The organism is Caballeronia sp. GAFFF1 (assembly GCF_023630705.1).
In the GTDB taxonomy this organism is placed as follows: domain Bacteria; phylum Pseudomonadota; class Gammaproteobacteria; order Burkholderiales; family Burkholderiaceae; genus Caballeronia.
In genome coordinates this window covers 100,108-126,353 of sequence record NZ_JALQEM010000031.1, presented here as the reverse complement: position 1 = coordinate 126,353, position 26,246 = coordinate 100,108, and the positions used below count along the sequence as shown (strand labels likewise).

The 26,246-nt window shown below is 64.0% G+C and carries 22 protein-coding genes; 12 read left to right on the top strand and 10 right to left on the bottom strand.

Features of this window, described 5'->3' with window-relative positions; genetic code table 11:
- Positions 1 to 246 precede the first annotated feature (246 nt).
- The gene (locus NCR37_RS17440) at positions 247 to 435 is read left to right on the top strand and encodes a hypothetical protein (RefSeq protein ID WP_250474102.1); all 189 of its coding nucleotides are present in this window, start codon (positions 247 to 249) and stop codon (positions 433 to 435) included.
- A gap of 91 nt (positions 436 to 526) precedes the next feature.
- On the opposite strand, the gene NCR37_RS17435 is transcribed toward NCR37_RS17440, so the two are convergent.
- Positions 527 to 703: a hypothetical protein gene (locus NCR37_RS17435; RefSeq protein ID WP_250474101.1), complete on the bottom strand. Its 177-nt coding sequence runs from the start codon at positions 701 to 703 to the stop codon at positions 527 to 529.
- A gap of 181 nt (positions 704 to 884) precedes the next feature.
- On the opposite strand from NCR37_RS17435, the gene NCR37_RS17430 reads away from it, so the two are divergent.
- Positions 885 to 1,079, top strand: a complete 195-nt coding sequence (locus NCR37_RS17430; RefSeq protein ID WP_250474100.1) for a hypothetical protein — start codon at positions 885 to 887, stop codon at positions 1,077 to 1,079.
- 94 nt (positions 1,080 to 1,173) lie between these two features.
- Here NCR37_RS17430 and NCR37_RS17425 read toward each other — a convergent pair whose 3' ends face one another.
- Together NCR37_RS17425 and NCR37_RS17420 are read right to left on the bottom strand one after the other, a co-directional pair.
- Positions 1,174 to 1,509, bottom strand: coding sequence for a DUF2244 domain-containing protein (locus NCR37_RS17425; protein WP_250474099.1), 336 nt, complete (start codon positions 1,507 to 1,509; stop codon positions 1,174 to 1,176).
- A gap of 38 nt (positions 1,510 to 1,547) precedes the next feature.
- On the bottom strand, positions 1,548 to 2,675 hold the full coding sequence (locus tag NCR37_RS17420; RefSeq protein WP_250474098.1) for an aminotransferase class V-fold PLP-dependent enzyme: 1,128 nt from the start codon (positions 2,673 to 2,675) through the stop codon (positions 1,548 to 1,550).
- 400 nt (positions 2,676 to 3,075) lie between these two features.
- Between NCR37_RS17420 and NCR37_RS17415 the strand changes: the two genes are divergently transcribed.
- On the top strand, positions 3,076 to 3,930 hold the full coding sequence (locus NCR37_RS17415; RefSeq protein ID WP_250474097.1) for an oxidoreductase: 855 nt from the start codon (positions 3,076 to 3,078) through the stop codon (positions 3,928 to 3,930).
- Between the two features lie 15 nt (positions 3,931 to 3,945).
- Here NCR37_RS17415 and NCR37_RS17410 read toward each other — a convergent pair whose 3' ends face one another.
- Entirely contained in the window at positions 3,946 to 5,553 is a 1,608-nt protein-coding gene (locus NCR37_RS17410) for a hybrid sensor histidine kinase/response regulator (RefSeq protein ID WP_250474096.1), read from the bottom strand.
- On the bottom strand, positions 5,543 to 6,223 hold the full coding sequence (locus NCR37_RS17405) for an MEDS domain-containing protein (RefSeq protein ID WP_250474095.1): 681 nt from the start codon (positions 6,221 to 6,223) through the stop codon (positions 5,543 to 5,545). Before NCR37_RS17405 ends, NCR37_RS17410 begins: the two co-directional genes overlap by 11 nt.
- A 298-nt stretch (positions 6,224 to 6,521) precedes the next feature.
- Between NCR37_RS17405 and NCR37_RS17400 the strand changes: the two genes are divergently transcribed.
- Positions 6,522 to 7,874: an MFS transporter gene (locus NCR37_RS17400; RefSeq protein ID WP_250474094.1), complete on the top strand. Its 1,353-nt coding sequence runs from the start codon at positions 6,522 to 6,524 to the stop codon at positions 7,872 to 7,874.
- 47 nt (positions 7,875 to 7,921) lie between these two features.
- Here the strand turns inward: NCR37_RS17400 and NCR37_RS17395 are convergent, their stop codons facing one another.
- A complete protein-coding gene (locus NCR37_RS17395) occupies positions 7,922 to 8,986 on the bottom strand; it encodes an Ldh family oxidoreductase (RefSeq protein WP_250474093.1) in 1,065 nt (354 codons plus the stop codon).
- A 137-nt stretch (positions 8,987 to 9,123) separates the two neighbouring features.
- Here NCR37_RS17395 and NCR37_RS17390 point away from each other — a divergent pair, with 137 nt between their 5' ends.
- Positions 9,124 to 10,074, top strand: coding sequence for a LysR family transcriptional regulator (locus tag NCR37_RS17390; RefSeq protein ID WP_250474092.1), 951 nt, complete (start codon positions 9,124 to 9,126; stop codon positions 10,072 to 10,074).
- Between the two features lie 9 nt (positions 10,075 to 10,083).
- Here the strand turns inward: NCR37_RS17390 and NCR37_RS17385 are convergent, their stop codons facing one another.
- Positions 10,084 to 12,297, bottom strand: a complete 2,214-nt coding sequence (locus tag NCR37_RS17385) for a family 1 glycosylhydrolase (RefSeq protein WP_250474091.1) — start codon at positions 12,295 to 12,297, stop codon at positions 10,084 to 10,086.
- A 483-nt stretch (positions 12,298 to 12,780) separates the two neighbouring features.
- Here NCR37_RS17385 and NCR37_RS28530 point away from each other — a divergent pair, with 483 nt between their 5' ends.
- From NCR37_RS28530 to NCR37_RS17370, 3 genes are all read left to right on the top strand, one after another.
- Entirely contained in the window at positions 12,781 to 13,839 is a 1,059-nt protein-coding gene (locus NCR37_RS28530) for a glycosyltransferase family 1 protein (RefSeq protein WP_250474090.1), read from the top strand.
- The gene (gene glf / locus NCR37_RS17375) at positions 13,827 to 15,050 is read left to right on the top strand and encodes a UDP-galactopyranose mutase (RefSeq protein ID WP_284506920.1); all 1,224 of its coding nucleotides are present in this window, start codon (positions 13,827 to 13,829) and stop codon (positions 15,048 to 15,050) included. The genes NCR37_RS28530 and glf overlap by 13 nt, the downstream gene beginning before the upstream one ends.
- Positions 15,051 to 15,316: 266 nt before the next feature.
- Complete coding sequence (locus NCR37_RS17370) at positions 15,317 to 16,492, top strand: hypothetical protein (protein WP_250474089.1); 1,176 nt, start codon at positions 15,317 to 15,319, stop codon at positions 16,490 to 16,492.
- A gap of 13 nt (positions 16,493 to 16,505) precedes the next feature.
- Here the strand turns inward: NCR37_RS17370 and NCR37_RS17365 are convergent, their stop codons facing one another.
- The 3 genes from NCR37_RS17365 to NCR37_RS17355 form a co-directional block, all read right to left on the bottom strand.
- On the bottom strand, positions 16,506 to 18,809 hold the full coding sequence (locus tag NCR37_RS17365; RefSeq protein WP_250474088.1) for a PAS domain S-box protein: 2,304 nt from the start codon (positions 18,807 to 18,809) through the stop codon (positions 16,506 to 16,508).
- A 112-nt stretch (positions 18,810 to 18,921) separates the two neighbouring features.
- Complete coding sequence (locus NCR37_RS17360) at positions 18,922 to 21,321, bottom strand: hybrid sensor histidine kinase/response regulator (protein WP_250474087.1); 2,400 nt, start codon at positions 21,319 to 21,321, stop codon at positions 18,922 to 18,924.
- Positions 21,322 to 21,437: 116 nt separating this feature from the next.
- Complete coding sequence (locus NCR37_RS17355; protein ID WP_250474086.1) at positions 21,438 to 22,265, bottom strand: MetQ/NlpA family lipoprotein; 828 nt, start codon at positions 22,263 to 22,265, stop codon at positions 21,438 to 21,440.
- 203 nt (positions 22,266 to 22,468) lie between these two features.
- On the opposite strand from NCR37_RS17355, the gene NCR37_RS17350 reads away from it, so the two are divergent.
- Genes NCR37_RS17350 through NCR37_RS17335 form a run of 4 tightly spaced genes read left to right on the top strand, consistent with a single transcriptional unit; the run spans position 22,469 to position 26,246 of the window.
- The gene (locus NCR37_RS17350) at positions 22,469 to 23,443 is read left to right on the top strand and encodes a sulfonate ABC transporter substrate-binding protein (RefSeq protein WP_250474085.1); all 975 of its coding nucleotides are present in this window, start codon (positions 22,469 to 22,471) and stop codon (positions 23,441 to 23,443) included.
- A gap of 48 nt (positions 23,444 to 23,491) precedes the next feature.
- The gene (gene ssuD, locus NCR37_RS17345) at positions 23,492 to 24,640 is read left to right on the top strand and encodes an FMNH2-dependent alkanesulfonate monooxygenase (RefSeq protein ID WP_250474084.1); all 1,149 of its coding nucleotides are present in this window, start codon (positions 23,492 to 23,494) and stop codon (positions 24,638 to 24,640) included.
- A gap of 8 nt (positions 24,641 to 24,648) precedes the next feature.
- Positions 24,649 to 25,443: an aliphatic sulfonate ABC transporter permease SsuC gene (ssuC, locus tag NCR37_RS17340; protein WP_250474083.1), complete on the top strand. Its 795-nt coding sequence runs from the start codon at positions 24,649 to 24,651 to the stop codon at positions 25,441 to 25,443.
- Positions 25,440 to 26,246 carry an ATP-binding cassette domain-containing protein gene (locus NCR37_RS17335; RefSeq protein ID WP_502800543.1) on the top strand — a complete coding sequence of 269 codons (807 nt, stop codon included), beginning with the start codon at positions 25,440 to 25,442 and terminating at the stop codon, positions 26,244 to 26,246. Before ssuC ends, NCR37_RS17335 begins: the two co-directional genes overlap by 4 nt.

Here is a 26,246-nt window from a genome sequence, read left to right as displayed (position 1 = left end):
TCCCTGTCTCTGAACAAGTGAAGGACGCGCATGCGCGCAGGCATCGAGGGCGCGCAACGTTCGTACCCGCTGACATCGCAGTGATAGAGGCGACGCGAACGCGGTCCGTCGATTGCTCCACGAAGCATTTCATGCAGGAGCAGTTCCATGAAGCGTTTCAATGCTCGTTTTCTAGGGTTGGCTGGCGGCTTGTCGATTGCAGTGTCCATGACCGCATTTGCGCAGACGTCGACCCAACAAGTACCCATGACTCGCGCGCGGGCGCAGTGCGAGCTTCGGGAACTGGAGAGCGTCGGCTATCAGCCGTGGCAGGAAGACTTTTACTACCCGCGAAACTTGCAACTCGCGCAGGCCCGGCTTGCAGCGAAGAAGCGCGCGCAAGGGCTGGAAGGCGTAGACACTTGCGCAGGTAGCGACGCTGCGAAGACGCAGTAAGAGACGCGTTTCATCCACTCTCTCCCGTATCCGCCGAGTTGCGCGAGAACGTGCGAGCGACCTATCGTTCGTCTCGCGCCGCTGCGACTGACTATGCTTGTCCCTGCTTATTGCCCTGGCTATTGCTGCTGCCATCGCCAAGCGTGTTGCCGCTTCCACTTCTATCCGACGCGCCGTCCACTTCGGTCTGTTGTCGATCTTCGCGAGCTCGTTCGCGCTCCGTCTCGCTTGGCTCCTTGTTTTGCTTTCCAGAAGTTTGCTCGTTCATAGTCACGCTCCGTTGATTGAGAATGACAGCGCCGCATGCGTCATGCCCGTCGAAGCCGTGATCGCCAGAAGCTGGGCATAGGCATTGCAAGCATTGCGGTAGCCTGGGCGATACCACTTGAATAAGGAAGGAGGGCGCTTTGCCAGGCGGCCGCCCTGCCATCAACCAAACGGAGTCAGTCATGGCCAGACACGCGAACAGCCCGTCGGGACCCGGCAACCCGAGAGCCGTCGAGACGTCGAATATCACGGAGGAAGAAGGGCTCGTCGAATTGTCCAGCAAGGAAGACACGATAGGCGGCACCGAAGGTGCCGGCGTGCAGCGTCGGGAAGGCGGCAGCAACGAAGACGGCGCGGCGTCCGTGAAAGGCGAATGACGTGACGTCGTAAGGCGTGTGGCCGCTCTTTCAGGTGGCTACACGCACGCGCAGTGCGCGTTGTCGAGCACGAGGCATTGCCTCCGCAGTCTGATTATGGATGCGCACCGCGCTCGCATCGCGCAATGCGTTGAATTTCCGAGGCGAATTGCAAGCGATGCCCCCGCGTCGCGAAGCGCCCGAGTTCCACCGTTTCGCACGCGCTGCGAACGAACAGTCGTACGCCTGCGCCGTTCTGCGCGATAAGCAGCGTGACCCATTGCGTGTTGAATTGATACGTGCGCTTGCGCCTGCCACATATCGACTCGACGACAAGGACATCGTCCTGCAAGGTCACGCGTTCGCCATCCACGGCATCCCGCGCATAGACGAAAAAGGCAGCACCAGATCGCGCAAGGCGCGCAGTCGAAGGCGCAAGCGGCGAACTCATGAAGCTCGTGAGTTCGCCGCACTGACGTCAGGGGTACATCAGACGATCCGCTCCAATGCGCGGGCCACTCGGGCCACGGCAGCATCAACGTCGTGCAGCTTGTCGAGTCCGAATAGCCCGATGCGGAAGGTCTTGAAATCGTCGGGCTCGTCGCACATGAGCGGAACGCCCGCGGCCACTTGCAAGCCGGCGTCGGCGAACTTCTGGCCGGAGCGGATGCCGTCATCGTCCGTGTAGCTGACGACGACCCCGGGAGCCTCGAAACCTTCCGGTGCCACGCTCTTGAAGCCCTTCTCGGCCAATAGCGCGCGCACGCGCTGGCCCAGTTCGAGTTGCTCCGCCCGTACCTTGTCGAAGCCGTACGACTCCGCTTCCTTCATCGCGTCGCGCAGGGTTTCGAGACTGTCCGTCGGCATCGTGGCGTGATAGGCGAAGCCACCTTTTTCGTAGGCTTCCATGATCTGCAGCCACTTGCGCAGGTCGCAGGCGAAGCTGGTGCTCGTCGTCGCTTCGATCCTCTCGCGGGCGAGGGGACTGAGCATCACGAGCGCGCAGCACGGCGACGCGCTCCATCCTTTTTGCGGCGCGCTGAGAAGGACGTCGATGCCGCTTGCCTGCATATCGACCCACACCGTGCCGGAGGCGACGCAATCCAGCACGAACATGCCTCCGACCGCATGCACCGCGTTCGACACGGCGCGCAAGTAGCTGTCGGGCAGCATTACGCCCGATGCCGTCTCGACATGCGGGGCGAAGACCAGATCGGGCTTGTGCTCTGCGATCGCCGCGACGACTTCGTCCACCGGAGGCGGCGCATACGGGACCTGCCTGCCTTGCTGCGCCGGACGCGCCTTCAGCACCACGGACTCAGACGGAATGCTGCCCATGTCGAATATCTGCGTCCAGCGGTAACTGAACCAGCCGTTGCGAATCACGAGACACTTTCTGTTCGTCGCGAATTGACGCGCGACGGCTTCCATGCCGAACGTCCCGCTACCGGGAACCACGACGGCCGAATGCGCGTGATAGACCTGTTTGAGCAAGGCCGAGATGTCGCGCATGACGCCCTGAAAGCGCTGCGACATGTGATTCAGTGACCGGTCGGTGAAAACGACTGAATATTCGAGGAGTCCCTCGGGGTCAACATCGGGGAGTAAACCTGACACGCTCGCCTCCTGCAATGGCAGAAATAGGGGATTCGATTCATTCTAACGAAAGCCGCGTGCAGCATGCACGGTCGGCTTGTGGCGTTGCTCGCGGGCATGATCGCAAGACCGATGCCTCAATTGGAAGCCGTAACTGCAACCTGTCGAGAATACATCCATCGACGACTTTGTTCCGGTTCCACGCCCGCAGTCGATCGACGGCATCATGATAGACGTCCTAACGATTTGCGCGAGAGACAGCAGTTTCCGCCCGGCACGATCCGTGCGACAAACGGCGACCGCAGCTAGAATGAATTCGGCTCTTACCCGACATGCGCGGCCATATTCCGTCGCATGCTCGACTCTTCTGCTGTCGCCACGAACGCTTCCATCGAACTTTCCATCTGAAAGGAGTCTGGACATGATGAACCGGGACAATCCCGTCTGGCTGATTACCGGCTGTTCAACGGGCTTCGGCCGCGAATTGGCGAACGCGGTGCTCGAACGCGGCTGGCGCGCGGTCGTGACGGCCCGCGATCCGTCGAAAGTGCAGGACATCGTCAAGGGACACGAAGATCGCGCCATCGTCCTGCCGCTCGACGTACAGAACCGCGAACAGATCAAGAGCGCCGTCGAGCAGACGATGCAACGCTTCGGCCGCATCGACGCTCTAGTCAATAACGCAGGTTACGGCTATCTTGCGGCGATCGAAGAGGGCGAAGACGACGTGGTGCGCGACATGTTCGAAACCAACGTGTTCGGTCTCGTCGATATGACGAAGGCGGTTCTGCCCGTTATGCGGGCCCAGAAGAGCGGCATCGTCATCAACGTTTCGTCCATCGGCGGGCTTGCCAGCTTTGCCGCGACAGGCTACTACCACGGCACGAAGTACGCGGTGGAAGGCATATCCGAATCGCTTGCGACGGAACTGAAGCCGCTCGGCATCGACGTGATGATCGTCGAGCCGGGTCCGTTCCGAACCAACTGGGCGGGACCGTCGATCAAGTCCTCGGCGACCGAAATCGCCGACTATGCGGCGACCGCGGGCGAGCGTCGCAAGCAGACAGCGGCTCGCAGCGGCAATCAGGCGGGCGATCCGGTGCGCGCGGCGCACGCCATCATCGAAGCCGCGACTGCCGACGCGCCGCCGCTGCGCCTGCTGCTCGGCAAGACCGCGCTCGAACTGGCGCGCAAGAAGCTCGACACGCTCAAGCGCGACTTCGACACGTGGGAAAAGACGACGGTGGGCGCGGATTTCCCCGAAAACGAAGCGTAACGGGCCGCGAGTGCGTCACTCGATGACGCGCAGCGCCTCAGCGAGATCCATGAGCGGCACCGGCTTCACGAAGTGACGCTCGAAGCCGGCGTCCGCCGAGCGCTTGCGGTCTTCGGCCTGGCCATAGCCGGTCAACGCGAAGAGCCGGGGCGCGTCAGCCCCATATTGACGTTGCAGCGCCCTGGCGAGCTCGTAGCCGTCCATGCCCGGCAAGCCGATATCGAGCACGGCGAACGCCGGGCGAAACTCCGCCGCGACTCGGAGTGCCGCCTCCGGCAGGCTCGCCGTCGCCACGTCGAATCCGAGCTCGGTGAGAAACGCTTCCATCGCGAGGAGACCGTCCTCGTTGTCGTCGACGAGCAGCACGCGCACGCCGTTGCCGTCGGGAAGCGAATGCCCGTACGGCAACGCATCCACCGGCGCGAGCGCATGCGGTGCGGTCGGCAGCGTCACGACGAAAGTGGAACCCTTGGCCGGCCCTTCGCTCGTCGCGGTCACGGTGCCGCCGTGCAGTTCGACGAGATTCTTCACGAGCGCGAGGCCGATGCCCAGTCCGCCTTTCGCGCGGTCGATGGTGGTTCGCCCTTGCTCGAAGATGGTGAAGAGGCGGGGCATCAGTTCGTCGCTGATGCCGGCGCCGTTATCGGACACGGACACGACGATCTCCGTCGCGCGCGTCACGGCTTCGACGCGGATGGCGCCGCCCGCATCCGTGTATTTCGCCGCGTTGTTGAGCAGATTGCCGAAGACCTGCGTGAGCCGCGTGAGGTCCGCGGAGATCAATGCGCCGTCGTCCGTCACGGAGAGCGACAACGTTTGGCCGCGCTGCTCGATCAGCGGACTCGCGGCCTCGATCGCCCGCGTCAGCACCGACCCGATTCGCACGGGTTCCAGATGCAGTTCGATCGACCCGCGCGTGATGCGGCTCACGTCCAGCAGATCTTCGACGAGCCGCGACAGATGCGATACCTGCCGCTCGATGATGTCGTGGTACTTGTCCGGCGTTCCCCCGCGATGTTTGCGGATGAGGCCGAGCGCGGTCGTGATCGGCGCGAGCGGATTGCGCAGCTCGTGACCGAGCATGGCGAGGAATTCGTCTTTTGCGCGGCTTGCCGTCTCGCGTTCATGAGCGGCCCGCGCCGCCTGCAAACCCGTGGCCGCGAGCGAGGTCGCCGCGCGGAGAAACGCGAGGTCCGTCACGGAGGGAAACGACGGATCCGCCGAGCCGAACCAGACGCTGCCCTGCGCGGCCGTGTAGCCCATGCTCATGCGCACGAGCCGTTGCGCGCCCGCCGGCGTCGCCTGAAGCACGGCTCGCGGGCTGATGGGCATGCGCCGCCACCCTTCGATCGCGCTTTCCCAGGCAAGACGCGTATCGGCGGTCGCGTCGGCTTCCGACAGACGCAGGCTTTCGAAGGGAGGAGCGTCGGGAAGCAACGGCACGTGCGCGTAGCAAATGTCCAGACGCACGATTCGCTCGACGGCCTCCGTCATCAGCTCGATGACCGTGCGGCCGTCGCGCCCGGCCCATAGCGCGGGCAGCGCCAGCAGGCCCATGAGATCGCGCAGGCTGCGCTCCGCGGCTTCCCGCGACAGCGCCTCGATCGCCGCGTCAGCGAACATGCTCTTCCAGAGAGGCGCCGGGGCTGCCGGCCGGCTCGTCGCCCGGCACGGATTCGATGAACCGACGCCGTTTGAGTTCGAGAATCATCTGCGAAGGCGGCGTGAAGAAGGGATTCTCCTGCACCACACCGTTGATGAGCGTCATCGGGTGCGTGCGCAGCAGGTCCATCAGCATGGCGCCCGAGAGCTTCGCCATGTCGTACACGCAGATGGCCGGCTGGCGATTGCGCGCGAGCACCTCGTTGACCTCGGCTTCGTATTCGATCAGCTTCGGCGCAACGTCGATATCCGAGAATATCCAGTCCATGTTGCCCATGATCCGCAGACGCCGGAAGCCCGCATCGCGCCCGGTTCCGGTCAGATGCTCGACGGCGGCCAGCATCTTGTCTTTGTCGAACACGCCTTCGTCATTCAGATACGCATCGCCCCAGGGCACGAGTTCGAGCTGGCCGCAAGCCTCGCAGTGCGCCGCATCGATGCCGGACGCCGTGAGCCGCGCACGATGGTCGGCGAACAAAGCGGGATCGATGATATGCATGACCTTTTCGCCATTCTCGACCGCCTCCTTGAAGAAGGGATTGAGCGTTGCGTACTCATCGTCGCGGCTGTCGAAGAACGCGCAGACGTGATACGCGTCGAGCGGCGTACCGGCCAATGTTGGCGGATGCATGGAGTCCTTCTTGGTGGAAATGGCAGGGGCGCGGCAATGATACGCTAGACACGCGACGCCGGTCCGGCGATTCGTCGTGCGCGCGCGACCGTTGTAAGGGCGCAAACGCCGGCAAAGACGCTTGCCATGCGCGGGTTTGCCCCTAGCGCGCGATAAACAAATGGAATCGGTTCCCGAGGAATAGTGATTGGATTTCTGACGGACGCCGACTTATCGTGCCTCAGTCCAATGCCGCCTTGCGCGCGTCGGAATCGACACACGGCCTCGCCGACAAAACGAATATCCAGGAGACATACCCATGGAGCAATCCTCCACCGCGCCGCGCGTGCCGGAAACGGACGCGAGCGGCGCCCAGTTCGTCGCGTCCGACGACCGCGCTTCGCCGAGAGTCCGGCGAATCCAGCGCACTGCGCTTGCTTTGCTCCTCTTGAGCGGCGTCATCAACTACATCGACCGCGCCACGCTGTCCATCGCGAATCCGCTGATCCGCCACGACCTCGGGCTGTCGGTCGCCGAAATGGGGCTGCTGCTTTCGGCGTTCCTGTGGGCGTATGCGTTCGCGCAACTGCCGGCCGGCGCGCTCGTCGATCGCTTCGGCGCGCGCATCATGCTGGCCGTCAGTCTCGCGACGTGGTCGGTGGCGCAAGCGTTCGGCGGCGTGGTGACGAGCTTCGGCCAGTTCTTCGCCGCGCGCATGGTGCTGGGCATCGGCGAGGCGCCGCAGTTTCCGACGAGCGCGAAGGTCGTGCGCGACTGGTTCGGCAAGAAGGAGCGGGGCGCCGCAACCGGCATCTGGAACAGTTCGTCCACGCTCGGCACCGCGATATCGGCACCCTTGCTGACGGTCGTGATGTTGGCCGTCGGATGGCGCTGGATGTTCGGCATCATGGGCATCGCAGGCCTTGTCGTGGCGCTGTGCTTCTTCGCCGTGCATCGCGATCCGCGTCAGGTCGAGCTCACGCAACGCGAGCGCGCCTACCTCACGGATGTCGATGGCGAAGTGCAGAGCCGTCCGACGTGGCGCGAATGGCGTCGTCTGTTCGAATTCGGCACGACGTGGGGCATGCTGCTCGGCTTCTTCGGCACGATCTACGTCTTGTGGCTCTACAACGCGTGGTTGCCGACGTATCTGCAGATGGAGTTCCATCTGACCATTTCGAAGTCCGGATGGGTGGCGGCGGTGCCGTATCTCTTCGGCGTGATCGGCTCGCTCTCGGGCGGCAAGATCTGCGACGTGCTCGCCCGGCGCGGCGTATCGGCGGTCAATAGCCGCAAATACCCGATGGCGGCTTCGCTCTTCGGTGTCGCCGTGTTCACGGTGCTGACCGGCCTCACGCACAGCGCGACGCTGGCGGTCGTGTTCATCTCCATCTCGATGCTGCTGCTGTACGTGTCGAGCAGCGCGGCCTGGGCGACGGCTTCCGTGGCCGCGCCTGCCAACTGCACGGCGTCGATCGGCGCGATGCAGAACTTCGGCGGCTACTTCGGCGGCGCGCTGGCGCCGGTGGTGACGGGCTTTATCGTGCAGAAGTCGCACTCGTTCCAGCCCGCGCTTTTCGTCGGGGCTGGCGTGGCGGCCGTCGCGGTGACCGGCTATTGGGTGCTGGTGCGCGGCCCGATTCCGCCGGCCGCGCTCGACGAGCGCACATAACAGCAAACCGACAGCACACCGCCGCGACGCCCGCTCTCGTTGATTCGTCAGCCGGCGAGCGCGGCGGGAAACGCAATCTCATAGCGCTCGGCGCAGGCTTCCAGCGCCGGCGCGATGGTCGGATGCAGCGCCACGCCGTCGCGCAACTGGTCGCGCTTCAAGCTCAGTCCGCGATCGCCCGGCATCCGCACGCTCGACGTTCCAGGGCGCGGCGGATTCTCTCGGCAGGCGTCGCCGATCCAGTCCATTTGCCGCTCGAACGCGGCGGGACCGCCGAAGGCCGCGGGATCATATAGCGACAGAAATACCGTCGCGCCCCAGCCATCCGGCGGATCGGCCCGGCCGTGACCGGCGAGACCGCCCGTCAGCGCCTCGATCAAGAGCGCGAGCCCGAAGCCCTTATGTCCCCACGTCATGCCGCCGACCGGCAGGATGGACCCCGGCGGCTCGGCTGAGAGCACGGCGGGATCGCGGCTCGGGTGTCCTTGCGCATCGAGAAAGCAGGCTTCGTCGAACAGTTCGCCCGCTTTATGGCGGCGCGCGGTCATGCCGTTCGTCACCGTGGATGCCGAGATGTCGATGAGAAACGGCGTGCCCGACGTGGGAATGCCCGCTGCAATCGGGTTCGGCGTGAAGACCGAGCGCGTGCCGCCGTGAGGCGCGACGCTCTGCACCGCCGGATCGGAACTCGCGAGCACGATCATGAATCCGTCCGCCGTGGCCTTCTCCAGATAGCTCGCAAGACAAGCGATGTGGTGGCTGCGCCGGATCACGAGCGTCGCGCTGCCATATTTCTTCGCTCTGGGCGCGAGCGTTTCGATGCCGCTCAGAACCAGCCACGGGCCGGGAAGACGCCGGCCATCCCACAACACGCTGGCGCCGCGGTCCGACACGACCTCCGGTTCGCCGGCGCATGTCATCGCGCCGTTCTCGATTTCGCGGATATAGCCGGGCAGCAACGCGAGGCCGTGGGTATCGTGTCCCATCAAGTCGCCGTCGACGAGCGTGCGCGCCACGGCTTGGGCTTTCACGTCTTCCATGCCGGCTTTCGTGAAGAGACGCCGGGCGAAGGCTTGCAGTTCATCGGCGGAGTATCGGACTGGTGTGTTCATCGTGAGGGGTTCGGTCAGGGTAAGAGTTCGTGGACTGCGAGAAGCCTCAAATTTTCCGATGCGCTTTCGATAAGCGTCCAATCGCGAATTGAGTAGAATCAATTCCATTCGGTTATGAGTCGGCGCACGTTTACCCTATGTCGCAAGATTCCACGCTCTCCGCTGCCCAGGTGCTCACGAAGCTGCGCTTCCGGCATCTCCAGTTGCTCGAACTGCTGGGCCGCACGCGCAACCTGCGCATCGCGGCCGAACAGATGCACATCACGCAGCCGGCCGCGACGAAGATCCTGAGCGACCTGGAAGCGATGTTCGATGCGCCGCTCTTCGAACGCCTGCCGCGCGAAATGCGGCCGACCGATCTCGGCACGCTCTCCGTGCGCTACGCCAGCACGACGCTTTCGAACCTCGGCAAGTTTTCGAGCGAGTTCGCGACGTTGAAGAACGGCGGCTACGGCCATCTCACGGTCGGGTTCATTCCCGCTTCGGCCGCGCAACTCGTCACCGCGGCGATCAAGGAGATACAGCGCCGACGCCCGCGGCTCATCATCAAGCTGGTCGAGCAGAGCAGCGATCAGCTTGCGGCATGGCTCGAAGAAAGGCGCATCGATGTCATGGTCGGACGCCCGACCGAGGCGCGGCACGAAGCACTGTTTTATGTGGTCGAGCTATCGGCGGAACCGGTGCGCGCGGTCGTCGGGCAGCATCATCCGTTGTTGGAAGAGCGCCGCGTGGAGATGACGAGCCTCGGCCAATGGCCGTGGATTCTGTATCCGCAAGGCACCGCGATGCGGCAGCTATTCGAAGAGACGTTCGCGGCCGCCGGCATGGTCGCGCCGGTCGGCATCGTGGAAACGCCTTCCATTTTTTCGACGCTGGAGTTGCTGCAAGCCACCGACATGATCTCGCTTCAGCCGCAGGCCGCGATGGACAAGTACGTGAAGCACGGCCTGCTCGGTTATCTCAATGTGCCGATACGGCGCACCATGTCGAACTACAGCGTCATCACGCGAAAAGACGAGACGACTTCGCAAGCAATGGACGAGTTCGTCGGCATCTTGCGGGCAATCGCGGCGCAGCACTCGCGTTGACATGCCACGTTATGCGTCGCTTCTCGTCTGCATCGCGAGTCCCGGCTCGCGCTCGCACACCTGCGCGCGCCAATGCTCGATGCAGCGTCGAAGCGCATCCTGGAGCGTCGGCAGCACGGCCGCCCTTCGGCTCGCAAGCGCGCGATAAAGAGGCTGCGGCGCGGGCGGACGCATCGACTCGACGTTGCGCGCCTCGATGAGGCTCGTGTCGAAACCGGCCAGGCTGGCCGCCTGAACCGCGAATTCGAAGCACGTAAGAGCGCCGCGACTGCTCAGATGCACGATGCCCGACTCGCGGTCGATCAACAGATCGAGGCACGCGTGCACGAGGTCGGGCGCATAGGTCGGCGATATCGTCACATCCTTCGCTGCGACGAACGCGCGGTCCTGAGCGAGGGCGTTCAAAACCCGGTCGAGCAACTCCGCGCTGTCCCACAGGCCGAAGATGGGACCGGTGCGGACGACGAGCGCCTCCGGAAAACGCTCTAACACAGTGCGTTCGGTCTCGGCCATGCAGCGGCCGAGGCGATCGAGCGGACTCACGTCGTCCGTTTCCACATACGGGTGTGTCGCGCGACCGTCGAACACGCAATCGGACGAGAAGCCGAGATATTCGATCCCCGCTGCGGCGCAAGCCTCGGCCAGCGCGACGGCTGTCGTCGTGATCGTTCGAAGGCGATCGCCCGGACTGCGCTCGGCTTCGTCGGAATGCAGATGTTCCATTGCATTGACGACGGCCCACGGCTCGAACGCGCCGATCGCATCGTTGTCGAGCACGTCGTCCGCCGACACGGCGGCGTATCGCAAGTCGCGTTGCGCGCAGGTGGTTGCGAAAAGTTGCGCCAGCGCGCCGTCGCCGACAATGAGAATAGGAGCAGGCGAGTGCGCCACGTTACTCTGACGCGCCGGTGCCGTGACTGAGCCGGAAGCGTCCAGCACCACCGGCTCGCACAGAAAGCGCCCGGGACGGCGCCACCATCCGGTGCCATGCAGCACGGGATGATCGTGAGGACGGCCCGCCGCGAGATCGCGCATCAGCGCCGCAACGGCGGTTTCGCGCGGCTCGTGTCCGCGCACGTCGAATGCGCCCGATTCGTAGTAGCCGCGCTCTTCCGTGACGAGGCAGTTCCAGTCGTACGAGCCGAGCAGCGCCCACACCGTCACGGCGCGCACGTCAGCGCCTTCTTCGCGTGCTTCGCTCGCGGCGGTCCATATCTCATGAAGCCAGCGCAACTGGTCCTGACGCGTCGAGTCGATATGCGCTTCTGTCACCGCGAGCGGCAAGCGATACCGCTGCCACGCTTCGTCGATCACGGTCCGTATGCCCTGCGGCGGATGCGCGAGGGCGCGCGCCGCTTCGATGTCGGCGAGTCGATGACCGTACCATTCGCACCGATAACCCTGCGGATACTGATGCGTCCGGTGATCGAGCCAGCGCTCGCTCGTGATGTAGTAGTTGATGCCGACGATATCCGGCGGGCACGGATTGTCGACGAACCACAGCACGTCTTGTTCCGCGACGCCTGCATCCATGATGTATCGCCACAACGCATGTTCCGGCGTCACCTTGCCGCAAAGCAGGTCCCACGAAAGCCAGCGCCGTTCGTTGTAAAAGTTGACGAGCCCGGCCATGGCCGGCGTGCCTTGCGTCTTGCCGAGATCGTCGGTCTGAACGAGCTTCGCTTGCGGGTTGACCTTCCGCACTTCGCGCATCGCATGCACCGTCGCCTTGCACTGATTGATCAGCGCTTCGAGATACGTCCGGTCATTCGTGCCGTGCGGATGCCACACGCCATAAAGCCCGCTGAATCGCGCAGTGGTGTTCGGCTCGTTGACCGGCGTGTAGTACGAAAGCCACGGATAGCGCTCAGCGACCGCTCGTGCGAATTCCGCGAGCCTGCTCGCGAAGTGCGGGTCGAGCAGTCCGCCGGGCAGCGGCCCGCTTCCGTGATGCAAGAGGCCCGCTATCGGCTCGACGCCCAATGCGCGAAGCGTCGGCAAGCGCGCATCGAGCCATGACCAGTCGGCTTCGTCGATACTCGACGGCGCCGTTCTTTCCCACAGCACCGGATAGCGCAGCGCCCGTATGCCCAGGGACGCGAAGCGCTGAAGATCGTCTTCTCGCGTCGCATGTCCGTTACGGTCCAACTGGCTGAAGAACGTATCCCGTACCCGGTTGACCGTGCATTCCAGTCCTCCCCACAGCACCAGCCGATCATCCATATCCAGCATCCTGAAAATTAGTACGACGTGAGAGCGTTCCACGACGCAGTCAAGCACTCGGTATGCCGTCGCCCTGCGCGATCAGTGTTTGCCCCGAGCACGCTCGCGCTGGAACAAGGATTGCCGCTTATGTCGCAGATTTGTCAGCAAGCGCGACGACACGCGCACGAGGGCCTTGCCGGACTCTGCGTGCGGGCGGCCGCGTGCGCGATGCGTAGCGTCACCCGGCTTCAACGCGAGGCGAAAGCAGCCGAGCTTCGGATCTCACCGACGCAATGGATGAATGTCCGGGCGGATTTCCACCCGGCAGCGACTTCCGGAGACACTCCCTTGCGCGAGACTCAAGCCCGATCAGAACCCGCAGCCGCCACCGCGGCCGGGTCCGCAGACAGTCCGTCGACGCCCGCTCGCCCGCGCATGTCCATCGCGCGATCGGGCCTGCCGCGGACGTTCCTTTGCCTCTCGCACCTTCGCTGGAATTTCGTGTATCAGCGACCGCAGCATTTGCTCTCGCGCATCGCGAAGCAGGCGGAAGTGCTCTTCTTCGAAGAGCCTCGACGAACAGATACCGCCGCGCCGTTCCTCGATGTTCGTACTACTGATGAAGGCATTCGAGTGCTGACGCCGTGCCTTCCGTCCGGCTTCACGCAGGAAGAGGACGAGCGCGCGCAACGCGCGCTGCTCGACGCGTATCTCGCGGATACGCTCACTTGGGATCTCGGTCTCTGGTACTACTCGCCGATGACGCTCGCTTTCACCGATCACCTCGACGCGAGGCTTATCGTGTATGACTGCATGGACGAGCTCTCGGCGTTCAGGAACGCGCCGCCGCAACTCACGGAGCGCGAAACGCGGCTCATGCGCAAGGCGCATGTCGTCTTCACGGGTGGTCAGAGCCTCTATGAGTCGAAGCGGCGTTTTCACCATAACGTGCATGCGTTTCCGAGCAGTGTCGATGTGGCGCACTTCGAGAAGGCGCGCGCGCCGCTGTCCGAGCCTGACGACCAGATGCCGATACCGCGCCCGCGTCTCGGCTTCTATGGCGTGCTCGACGAGCGCTTCGACGCCGCGCTGATCGGCGCGCTCGCCGCTGCGAGACCGGACTGGCAGTTCGTCATGCTCGGTCCCGTGGCGAAGATCCGGCCCGCTGATCTGCCGCAAGCAGCGAATATTCATTATCTCGGCCAGAAGTCCTACGACGACCTGCCGCGCTATCTCGCCGGCTGGGACGTCGCGCTGATGCCTTTCGCGATCAACGAGGCAACGCGCTTTATCAGCCCGACGAAGACGCCGGAATATCTCGCGGCAGGGCGCCCCGTGGTATCGACGCCCATTGCCGATGTGGTGTCGCGCTATGGCGAGAGCGGCGTGGTCCGCATCGCGGATGACGCGCCCGCCTTCGAGCGTGCCATCGAAAGCGCGCTGGAGGACGGACAGGACCGCGCAGCATTCATCGGCCGCGTCGAAGCGGTGCTGGCCGGGACTTCGTGGGACAACACGTGCGCCGCCATGCTCGCCGAGGTGAAAAAATGCGCATCGTAGAAACAACAGCAAACGGATCTTCCAATTCCGGCTCGAGCGGTCATCCGTCGCAGTCCGATGCGCGCCCACAGCAACGCAAAGGCTTCGATTATCTGATCGTCGGTGCAGGTTTCGCGGGCAGCGTGATGGCCGAGCGGCTCGCGAGCGAGTACGGCCAGCGCGTTCTGCTCATCGACCGGCGCCCGCATATTGCAGGCAATGCCTATGACGAGTACAACGCGGACGGCATTCTGATTCATCGTTACGGGCCGCATATCTTTCACACGAACGCACGGCGCGTACTGGATTATCTATCGCGTTTCACGGCATGGCGACCGTACCGTCATCGCGTGCTCGCGTCCGTCGACGGCATGCTCGTGCCGGTGCCGATCAATCTGACCACGCTCAATCGCCTCTATTCGCTCGACCTTTCGCCGCAGCAGGCGGAGGCGTTTCTCGCGGCGCGCGCCGAGCCGCTCGCCGAAATCAGGACATCTGAAGATGTGGTGGTGAGCAAGATCGGCCGCGAACTGTACGAAAAGTTCTTTCGCGGATACACCCGCAAGCAATGGGGCATGGACCCTTCGGAACTGGATCGCTCGGTGACATCGCGCGTACCGGTGCGCACGACGGCCGACGACGGCTACTTCAACGACGAGTATCAGTGCATGCCGCTCGAAGGATATACACGCATGTTCCAGAAGATGCTGGCGCATCCGAATATCAAGGTCATGCTCAATACCGATTATCGCGAGGTCCGCGACGAGGTGACTTATCGCAAGCTCGTCTATACGGGGCCGATTGACGAATACTTCGATCACTGTCTCGGGAAACTGCCTTATCGGTCGCTCGCATTCCGGCACGAAACGCTCGATCAGGAGCACTTTCAATCGCTTGCCGTGGTGAACTATCCGGCCGAGAAAGTGCCTTTCACGCGCATCACGGAGTACAAATATCTGACGGGCCAACAGCACGCGAAAACGAGCATCACGTACGAGTATCCGAGCGACGAAGGCGACCCTTATTACCCGATCCCGCGGCCCGCGAACGCGGCGTTGTTCAAGCGCTACGAGGCGCTCGCGGAGGCGCATCCGGAAGTCATCTTCGCGGGCCGGCTGGGAAGCTACCGCTACTACAACATGGATCAGGTGGTGGCCCAGGCTTTGAGCCTCGTCGAGCGTATCGCTGCGGCGGAGGGATTCGGAACTCGCGCCGAGGTCGCTACCGTCTGATTCTTTCAACCATTAGGAAGGTATGTTTTACCGTGGTTTTTAGGGTGGTTCTGTCTTGCAGGTAAGCGTCGATTAACACTACACTTTCGCCGCGATGGAATTTCCGGGTATGGCCATCGCGATAGAAGTGAAATCGGCATTCCTTACCGAGGACGATCGAATCGTCGCCTCGAACAGCGACGATGCACCGAGCATCACTGTCTGGCCCGGTGCCAGTCCGACACTGCAATGCGCGTTGCCGGACATCGATCATTCAACGCAAGACCATGTCGAAGCACGAGCAGGAAATGCTCCTCTTTGTCTCCCTGCAAGGAGCAATCGGGACGCTGGCCGGTTTTATCGGCTATTTCGTCGTCGGTGTCGATGACACCGACGCCATGTTTCGTTTTACCGCCTACATGCTGTGCGACGCGAGCGGCGCAGCACTCTTCGTCTATTTGCTCGGCCCGCGCCTGGGACTCACCGGGCGGCGGCTGATGCGCCTCAGTTTTCTCGTGCCCGGCGCGTTGCTTCTGTGTGGCGGCGACTCGATTCCGGTAATGGCAGCCGTCTACGGCTTCTTTCTCGGACTCACGTGGAGCGCGCGTTACTGGCTCGAAATGAGCGTGCTGACCGACACCGAGCGCGATAGCTATGCTTCGCGCTCCGGCGCGCTCGCCGTCGCGGGCGGCATCATCGCGACGCTCATCGCCACGCTCTGCCTCGCGAAGACGGAAAACAGCAGTCACGTGCTGTACGTCGCGTATGGCGTCGTGTGCGTCATCGCCGGTCTTGCGCTCGGGCGTCATGTCTCCGAAGCGCCGATGGTCCCCGCGACGAACCCGCTCGGCGTCATCGCGAAACCGGAGTTCCGCGCGTGTTTGCCGCTCTTTTTCGTCGAGTCGGGCCTGCTCGGCGTCGGCGGCGCGGTCGGATCGGTCGGCGCGGCCATGTCGTTAGCTTCGGCCAGCGACCTCGGCTGGGTGTCCACCGTCGCGGGACTGGCGGGCGCGGTCGCGCTCTACATGACGCGCAAGAGCCGCGGCGTGCATAACCGCGCGGGCTGGCTCGGCTGGTCGTGCCTCGCCGTCGCCATTTCGTTCGTCCTGCTCGGGTTCAGCGCGTGGCTCCCGGCGCTGTTCGTCGCGCATTCGATCCTTCGCGCGGCTGCGGGGCCGTTTCTCAACGCGAGCGAGCATGTGCTGAATCAGCGCGCGCTCGACATACGCGGCGAACTCGTGGACCGTATCGTCGCGCGAGATCTCGTCATGCTCGTCATGCGCATGGGTTCGCTGCTCGCGTTCTGGTGGCTGTCGAGCGCGATGTCTCCGGCCCACTTGCTCGAACTGGGCTCGGCCGTGCTCGCGCTTGGCGCCATCGCCGAATATCGCGTCGGACAAACGTGGTTCGGCGTCGCCACGCGCGGCCGGACCGCCGGGGCGCTGGACGGCTCGCTCAATTAACGCGCCTCACGCGCTATTCCACGATGGGCGCCGCCAGCCGGTAACGGTTCCTGCCTTCGCGCTTCGCCTCGTACATGGCGCTGTCGGCGGCGGCGAGAAGCGCATCCGGCGTCGTTCGCGCCCGCGCATTGCAGACGACGACGCCCACGCTCGTCGCGATCCTGACCTCGGTGCCAGCCAGCATGAACGGGCGGTTCAAGGCGCTGCAAATGGCGTCTGCGATGCGCGCCGCGGTGGCTTCGTCCGCCACGCCGTGACTGACGATCACGAACTCGTCGCCCGCCAGACGGCTCGTGAAATCGCTATGCCGTACCGTCTCCGTGAGCCGGGCGCCGACCAGCCGCAACAGCTCGTCGCCCGCTTCGTGACCGTATGCGTCGTTCACGGGCTTGAACTGGTCGAGGTCGAGGAAGAACACCGCGAGGGCCTGCCGCGTCGCGCTGTCGGACGCAATGTTGTGCGTGAGGTGCAGCAGCAGCGCGCGCCGGTTCGGCAGGCCGGTGAGCGCGTCGCGCATGGCTTGCGCTCGTAGCTTTCGCTCGGCCTGCCTGCGCGACGTCACGTCCTGCGCCATCATGTAGAAACCGATCACTTCGCGACCGCGCATGTCGGGCACGAGCGACACGCTCCACGTGCGCGGGTGTGCCTCGTGATCTTCCACATCGTCGTGTTGCAGCCGCTCGCCCGCGAGCGCGCGCCGGAACGAAGGCGCGAGCGTTCGATACATGGCAGCGGGCATCGCCGATGCGACCGGCTTGCCGCGCATGGACGCGGTGTCGCGCCCGAGCAGCCGCCGGTAGCCGTCGTTGTTGAACTGATAGCGCAGGTCCCGGTCGACGTAGGCGATCAGCACGGGCAAGCTGTCCGTGACCTTCTGAATCGCTTCCCGGCTTTCGATAATCTCCGCCTCCACGCGCTTGCGCTCGCTGACGTCCGTGATGAATGCGAAGAGCGTCTCGCCGTCCGGCGTCGCGGCGGTCGAGATGCGCAGCTCGGCGGGGAAAAGCTCCCCCGAGCGGCGCAGCGCGGTGACTTCCGTCGCTTTCGAAAGAATCGTGGCGACGCCGGTTCGGATGAAGCGGCGCATGCCCGCGTCGTGCGCGGCGCGCCACGCGGCCGGAACGATGGTCTCCGCCATCGGCAGGCCCATGACCTCGTGGCGGCCCCAGCCGAACATGTGTTCGGCCGCGTCGTTCCACTCGGTGATTCTCCCTTCGCCGTCTATCGCGACATACGCGTCCTGCGCGTTGTCGATCACCGCCTGAAGATGCTCGTTCTGCGCGCGCAGCGTCGCTTCGATCGTCTCGCGCCGCGCCACTTCGCCGCGCAGCCGCATGTTGGTCGCGCGCAGTTCGGCCGTACGCTCGTCCACTTGCTCTTCCAGTGCCGCGCGATGCTCGCGCTGCAGCCGCTCATTTTCCTTGCGCGCTGCGATGTCCTCGACGATCGCGATAAAGTGGAGCGGCTCGCCATTGGCCTGCCGCACGAGCGCGACGTGAAGCTGAACCCACAGGTGCGAACCGTCGCGGCGCAGATACCGCTTTTCCATCGCGTAGGTCGGGATGTGTCCTGCGAGCAGCTGACGTAGATTCTGCAGATCGCTCTCGAGATCTTCAACGAATGTGATCTGCTGGAACGTCAGCATCACGAGTTCGTCGGCGCTGTAGCCGAGCATTTCGCAGAGGCGCGCATTCACTTCGACGAAGCGCCCATCCGGCGCCACGATCGCGGCGCCCGTCGGCGTCTGTTCGAAGATCGTGCGGAATCGCGTTTCCGAGAGGCGTATGGCCTGCGTGTCCGCGTGATGCAGCACGCGCGCCGAATACGTGCTTTCGCGCGACAGCAATTCGCGCTCGACGATGGCGGCAAGGTCGCGCATGATCGCGGCATCTTCCGGCGACAGCGTGCGCGGCACCGTATCGATCGCGCAGAGCGTGCCGATGGCATGACCGTCGCTCGAGCGCAGCGGCACGCCCGCGTAAAAACGCACGGACTCCGGACCCGCGACGAACGGGTTGTCGGCGAAACGCGGATCGTTGCGCGCATCCTCCACGACGAGCATGTCGACTTCGTGCAGCGCGTGCGAGCAGAAAGACACATCGCGCGATGTTTCGCACGCTTCCATTCCGAGCCGCGACTTGAACCATTGCCGATGCTCGTCGACGAGCGACACGAGAGCGACCGGCACTTCGAGCGCGCGCGCCAGCACACGCGTCACGCGATCGAACGCTTCTTCGGCGGGCGTGTCCAGAATGTGCAGGCTGCGCAATACGCGCAGGCGTTCGGTTTCGTCGTCGGGCAGGGGAGCTACTTGCATGAAGGGCGCTTTCGAAGCATGAACGCGTAGAGTACGGTTCATTCTAACGGGTGCCGCCGGCTACGCTGTGTGTCCCAAGGACAGCATAGGCTGCCGGGGCAAACGAGAACCTTCACTCCTGCCGCTGCCGCGACGCGAGTTCGCCAAGGAGCGAGAACAGCTTGCCGACGTCGAGCGGTTTGACGAAGTGGTGATCGAACCCGGCCGACAGCGCCTTTTCTCTGTCTTGCTGCAAGCCGTATCCGGTCACGGCGACGAGAACGGCATCTGCCGTGCGCGGCTGATTCCTCAAGAGGGATGCCAACTGATAGCCGTCCATGTCCGGCAAGCCGATATCGAGAAGACACACGTGCGGTATCCACTGCTCGGTTTCCTGAAAGGCGGTGATGCCGTTCGCGGCCACGCGCACCTCGTTGCCGAGCGTCTCCATTAACATCGCGAGCGTCTCCGAGGCGTCGGTATTGTCGTCGACGATCAGCACTCGCAGCCGCGTCAGGAAGGGCGCTTCCCGCGTGTCGTCCTGCTCGATTTTTCTCTGCGTCTTCGTCATCTCGGCGTGAGGAATACACACGACGAACGTACTGCCTTTGCCGGGTCCCGCGCTATAGGCTCTCACTGTGCCGCCGTGAAGCGCGACCAGGCTTCGGACCAGCGCGAGCCCTATGCCGAGTCCTCCTTGCGTGCGGTCGGAACTGCGCTCGGCCTGCGCGAAAAGATCGAAAGCATGCGCGGCGACGTCGGGCGTCATGCCGATGCCGTTGTCGGTGACCGTCACCTTGATGAACTTGCCTTCGGCCGCGACCGAGAACTGGATATCGCCCCTTTCCGGCGTATATTTCGCCGCGTTGTTGAGCAGGTTGACGAAGACCTGCGTCAGCCGCTTTTCATCGGCGCGAACGAGCGCAGCGCACGGCAACGTGAGCAGCGACAGCCGATGCCTTTTCCGGTCGAGCATCGGCCTGACCTGCTCGATTGCGTCAGCCGCTATGCGGTTGGCATCGAGCACTTCCATGTCGAGCTTGATAAGCCCCTGCGTCACGCGCGACACATCGAGCAGATCGTCGATCAGACCGGTCATGTGCTTCACTTGCCGCGAGATGATCTCGCACGATTTGCTGACCCGCCGCGCGTCGCTGGGCGCGGCGCGCATCAGTTGCGCGGCGCTTGCTATCGGCGACAGCGGATTACGCAATTCATGCGACAGCATCGCGAGAAACTCGTCCTTGCGCTTGTCTGCAAGGCGCAGTTCCTCTTCTGCGTTGATGCGGTCCGTGATGTCCAGTTGAGCGACGACCGCGCCGACCACGGCGCCATGATCGTCCCGGATCGGTGCGCCGGTGCTCAGTAGCGTGCGCCGATTCGGTGGATCGTCGAAGCTCTCGATCGACACGATGTCCGTCGTCGCTCCGATGCCCTTGAGCACGCGGGCAATCGTCCAGTCGTGCGCGTTCAGCATTTGCCCGTGCTTGTCGGAGTGATCGGCCCAGCGTCCTTTCCATTGCGCGAAATCGTCGATGGTCGCGGGGCGCGGATGCGCTTTGCCCCATAGCTGCACGAAAGAGCGATTCACGCGCTCGATGCCGCCATGCTGATCGCAGACGACGATGCCGATAGGCGCCGCTTCGAGCACCGCGTCGAGGCGGCGCGTGGCGTCGAGTGCCTCACGCGCTGCGGCGCGCGCGCTTTGCTCGCTCGCGAGAAGACGCTCCTCGCTCTTGCGCTGCTCGGTGATATTGGAGAAGAGCACGCCGACCTGATTCGGCATCGACGCGTCGGGACGGAACGCATAGATGTCGAACCAGCGGTTCAGCTTCGACGCCTTCACCTGCACGTGAATCGGCACGCCGTTCTTCGCAACCGAGCCGTAGATTTCGAAGAAATGGCGATCGTGGCCGGGCACGAGTTCCGACATGTTCTTTCCCACGGCGTTCACTACGCTGGTCTGCGCTTCGAATGCAGGGTTCGTCGCCAGAAAGCGGTAGTCGACGGGATCGCCCCGCTCATCGAATGCCATCTCCACGACGCAGAAGCCCTGGTTGATGGCGTCGAAAAGAGTGCGGAACCGTTGTTCGCTTGCGGCCAGCGCTCTTTGTGTCAGATGCGCGGCGGTGACATCCGTGGTCGTGTGCGAGACGCAGATCAGCGATTCTTCCGCGTTGAAGATGGGCGTGTTGACCGCGCTCCAGAAGCGCTCCTCATAGCGCATGCTGCCGTCTTCGGCGCTGACCCACAGCGGAAAGCGCTGTAGCGGCATATGATCGGCGCGGCCGCTTTCTCTCGCCCGCGCGATGGACTGGCGCAGCGCCTCGACGCCCGTATCGTTCGGATCGGATTCGTTATGAGGAAAGATGTCGAAGAGGCTCTTGCCCACCATGTCTTCGCGGCGCAGCGTCGAGACCTTCAGGAAGGCATCGTTGACCGCGAGAACGATGGCCTCGGGCGTAGAAGAGAGCAGATAGCTGCCGACAGGGGCGGTATTGAATATTTCTTCGAATAATGATGGCGAAGCCATAGGCAGGGTGACGCACGATAAGCTGCGTCGCTTTTTGCTTGGACGAACCTTTATCGTCGCAACGTCCGTGCCGGCCCTGAAATGCGCGGCCGCGGTCGGCGCGGCCGCGCATGCGATCAATGTTGCGGCGCGCCCTCCCATGCCGGCAGTGTCGCGCCGTGATACACGGCGAGGATGGTCGATGCGACATTCGCCTGCTGATAACTCTCGACGAGCGTCTTCGCCCACGGCGCCTGAGCGTCCTTCGCGTTGACCGCAATAAAGTTGCGATACGGATTGCCCGGCACTTTCTCCTGCGCGATGCGCTCCTTCGGAATCTGAATGCCGGCCTTGATTGCCCAGTCGGTGTTGACGACTGCGGCATCCAGATCGCCGATGGCGCGCCCGACGATGCCCGCATCGAGTTCCTTGATCTGCACGTGCTTCGGGTTCTCCGCGATGTCGCGAGCGGTCGGCAGAAGACCGACGTTATCGCGCAGCTTGATGACGCCGTTCGCCTGCAACAGCAGAAGCGCGCGGCCTTCGTTGCTCGGATCGTTGGGTACGCCAATCGCCGCGTTCTGCGGCAAATCCGCGACTGACTTCACCTTGCGCGAATAGAGACCGATGGGCTGCACATAGGTGAAACCGACAGGCACGATCGCATAGTGACGCGCCTGAATCTGCGCATCGAGATACGGCTTGTGCTGGAACGAATTGGCGTCGAGATCGTGTTGCGCGAGCGCCTCGTTGGGCTGCGTGTAGTCGGAGAAGGTCGTGACCTTCACCGTGATGCCGTGCTTCGCTGCGTTGGCCGCGACCGTGCGCCAGACATCCTCGTCCTCGCCCGACATGATGCCGACGCGAACCGTCTGGCCGGCGGCCTGAACCGGCTGCAACCCTGCCACGCCCCATGCGAGCAGAACCGAGAAGAAAGCGGATTTGAATGGCGTGAAAGTCTTCATATAAGCGACGTCGTCAGTGGAAAGAGACGTGATGCTAGGGGCGCGCATACGTTGCCGCAAACAATATCGAACGCTATGCATAGTGCGCGCGCAGGCTGCAATGCTTATCACGATTTCTCGCTTAGGCCGCGCGGCGAGCGTTGTTACGATGGCCGGGAAAGCGGCATCGACGATGCCATCGCTCATCGCCCGAGGAACCACGAATGTCATATGAAAACGCGCCGCCTTCATCGACACGCAGACGCGCGCTCTTCACGCTTGCCGCGCTGGGCGCGAGCGCGCTTGCATCGAATGCCGCCCGTGCCGACGATGCCGGCAAGACCCTGCGAATCGGCTATCAGAAATACGGCAACTTCGTCGTGCTGAGGGCGCGCGGCACGCTCGAGAAGCGCCTCGGGCCGCAAGGGGTCACGGTGCAATGGCTCGAATTTCCGGCGGGGCCGCAACTGCTCGAAGGGCTCAATGCCGGCGCCGTCGATATCGGCACGGTCGGCGAGACGCCGCCTATCTTCGCGCAGGCAGCGGGCGTCGATTTCGTCTATGTCGGCAGTGAGCCGCCCGCGCCGCGCGCCGAAGCCATCGTCGTGCCGAAAGAATCGAACATCCGCTCGGTCGCGCAACTGCGCGGCAAGAAAATCGCGCTGAACAAGGGCTCGAATGTGCATTACCTCTTCGTCGAGGCGCTCAAGAAAGCAGGGCTTTCATACGCGGACGTTCAGCCGGTCTATCTCGCGCCCGCCGATGCGCGCGCGGCCTTCGTGCAGGGCAGCGTCGATGCGTGGGTGATCTGGGACCCATATCTCGCCGCCATCGAGCGCCAGGCGAACGCGCGGCAACTCGCAGACGGCACCGGGCTCGTGCGCAACATCCAGTACTACGTCGCGACGCGCAAGTTCGCCGCCGGCCAGCCGCAGATCGTGCGCGCCGTACTGGAAGAACTCGATCATGTGGATCGCTGGGCGCGCGACAACGTACCGGCCGTCGCGGCGCAACTGTCGCCGCTCGTCGGGCTGGACACCGCGACGATCGAGCACGCGTTGCAGCGCACCGCGTACGGCATCGAAGCCATATCGCCCGCGACGCTCGCGTATCAGCAGCAGATTGCCGACACGTTCACCAATCTCCGGCTGATCCCGAAGAAGCTCGACGTGACCGAGGCGCGCTGGAACGTCGCATAAGATGATTCGCCATACTAACGAATGACTGTCTACGAGAAACGCCCAAGCATGAATGTCTTCTGGTTCATTCCGACTCACGGCGACAGCCGCTATCTGGGCACGTCGCAAGGCGCGCGTGCCGCCGACTACGATTACTTCCGCCAGATCGCCGTCGCCGCCGACACGCTCGGCTACGAAGGCGTGCTGCTGCCGACGGGCCGCTCGTGCGAGGACGCGTGGGTGGTCGCATCGAGCCTCATTCCCGCGACGCGCCGCCTCAAGTTCCTGGTCGCGATCCGGCCGGGCCTCAGTTCGCCGGGACTCTCCGCGCGCATGGCGTCCACGTTCGACCGGCTTTCGAATGGGCGCCTGCTCATCAACGTCGTCACAGGCGGCGATCCGAACGAACTCGCCGGCGACGGCGTCTTCGAAAGCCACGACACGCGCTATGAAATCACCGATGAGTTTCTGAGCATCTGGCGCGGCCTGCTGGAAAGCTCGCACGAGAAGGGGAGTTTCGACTTCGCGGGCAAGCATCTGCGCACGGAAGGCGGCAAGGTGCTGTATCCGCCTGTGCAACGGCCGCATCCGCCGCTGTGGTTCGGCGGATCGTCGGCGGCGGCGCACGAGATCGCGGCCAGGCATATCGACACGTATCTCACGTGGGGCGAGCCGCCTGCCGAAGTCGAGAAGAAGCTCGCCGACATTCGCCGCCGCGCCGAGGCAGAAGGGCGCAGCATCCGCTTCGGCATTCGCCTGCATGTGATCGTGCGCGAAACGGAAGCCGAAGCCTGGGCCGATGCGGACAAGCTCATCAGCAAGCTCGACGACGAGACTATCCAGCGCGCGCAGGCCCAATTTTCGAAGATGGACTCCGAAGGGCAGCGGCGCATGGCGGCGCTGCATGGCGGCAAGCGCGACAAGCTGGAGGTCTATCCGCATCTGTGGGCGGGCGTCGGGCTCGTGCGCGGCGGCGCGGGAACCGCGCTCGTCGGCAATCCGCAGCAGGTCGCCGGGCTGATGAAGCAATATGCCGAACTCGGGATCGAGACGTTCATTCTGTCCGGTTACCCGCATCTGGAGGAGTCGTACCGCTTCGCGGAGCTCGTGTTTCCGCTTCTGCCGCGCGCACAGAAGGCGCCTGCATCAGGGCCGCTGTCGGGGCCGTTCGGCGAAGTGATCGGCACGTCGGAGCTGCCGAAGGCCGCGCACGGGTGAGGACCGCGATGAAGCGAAACGAAACGCTGCGGCGTGCCGGCGCGCGCGTCTTGCCCTGGATCGTCCCGTTGCTGATTCTGCTCGCGTGGGAGGCCGCCGCGCGCTCGGGCGGCCTGTCCGCGCGCGTGTTGCCCGAACCGCTCGCGGTCGCGAAGGCCGCGTGGTCTGTCTGGCAGTCGGGCGAATTGTGGGCCGACGTGAAAATCAGCGCGTGGCGCGCGTTCGCCGGTTTCGCGGTCGGCGGCGGCATCGGCTTCGTGCTCGGGCTCGCGACAGGCCTCTTTCGCCCCGCCGAAATCCTGCTCGATTCGACCGTGCAGATGATCCGCAACATCCCCGCGCTCGCGATGATCCCGCTCCTGATTCTCTGGTTCGGCATCGGTGAAGAGGCGAAGCTCGTGCTCGTCGCGCTCGGCGTGTTTTTCCCGGTGTATGTGAACACGTATCACGGCATTCGTTCCGTTGACCGCGATCTGATCGAGATGTCTCGCAGCTATGGCCTCTCGGGCTTCGCGCTGTATCGACATGTGATCCTGCCCGGCGCACTGCCGTCCATTCTCGTCGGCGTGCGCTTCGCGCTCGGCCTGATGTGGGTGATGCTGATCGTCGCGGAGACCATCTCGGCGCAATCGGGTATCGGCTACATGACGATGAACGCGCGCGAGTTCATGCAAACCGACGTGGTCGTCCTCGGCATTCTGCTCTACGCAGCGCTCGGCAAGCTCGCGGACATGGCCGCCCGCGCGATCGAACGCGCCAGCCTGCGCTGGCATCCCGCTTATCAGAACGAGGCGCAGTCGTGACTCTGATTTCTCTCGATACCCTGGATCTTCAACGGCCCGCGTCGCGCGCCTTGGAGCCGTTCACCCGAACGCCCGCGAGCCGCGATGTCGCCGTGTCGCTGCGTGGCGTCGAGAAGCGCTTCGGCGAGCGTCGCGTGCTGGCTGACCTCGACTTCTCGATCGAACGCGGCAGTTTCGTGTCGATCGTCGGTCGCAGCGGCTGCGGCAAGTCCACCTTGCTGCGGCTCATTGCAGGGCTCGACGAAGCCTCGGGCGGCGTGGTCGAGCGCCACGCCTCGACGCCCGGCGGCGAGTTGCAGGTTCGCATCATGTTTCAGGATGCGCGGCTCTTGCCGTGGAAAAGCGTGCTCGACAACGTGATGATCGGGCTGCCGCGTGACAGACGCAATCGGCGGGAAGAAGCCCGCGCGACGCTGGCCGAGGTGGGTTTGTCCGAGCGCGAGAAGGAGTGGCCCACCCGACTCTCGGGCGGTCAGCGGCAGCGCGTGGCGCTGGCGCGCGCGCTGGTGCATCGCCCGGACCTGCTGTTGCTCGATGAACCGCTCGGCGCGCTGGACGCGTTGACGCGCATCGAGATGCAGGGCTTGATCGAGCGGTTGCGGCGCGAGCACGGCTTTACTGCGCTGCTCGTCACGCATGACGTGCAGGAAGCGGTCTCGCTCGGCGACCGCATCGTGCTGATCGAGCAGGGGCGTATCACGCTGGATACGCCGGTGTCGTTGCCGCGGCCGCGTTCGCGCACCGCGAAAGAGTTTGCCGAACTCGAAGAACGCGTGCTGTCGCGCGTGCTGCGTCCGGCTTGA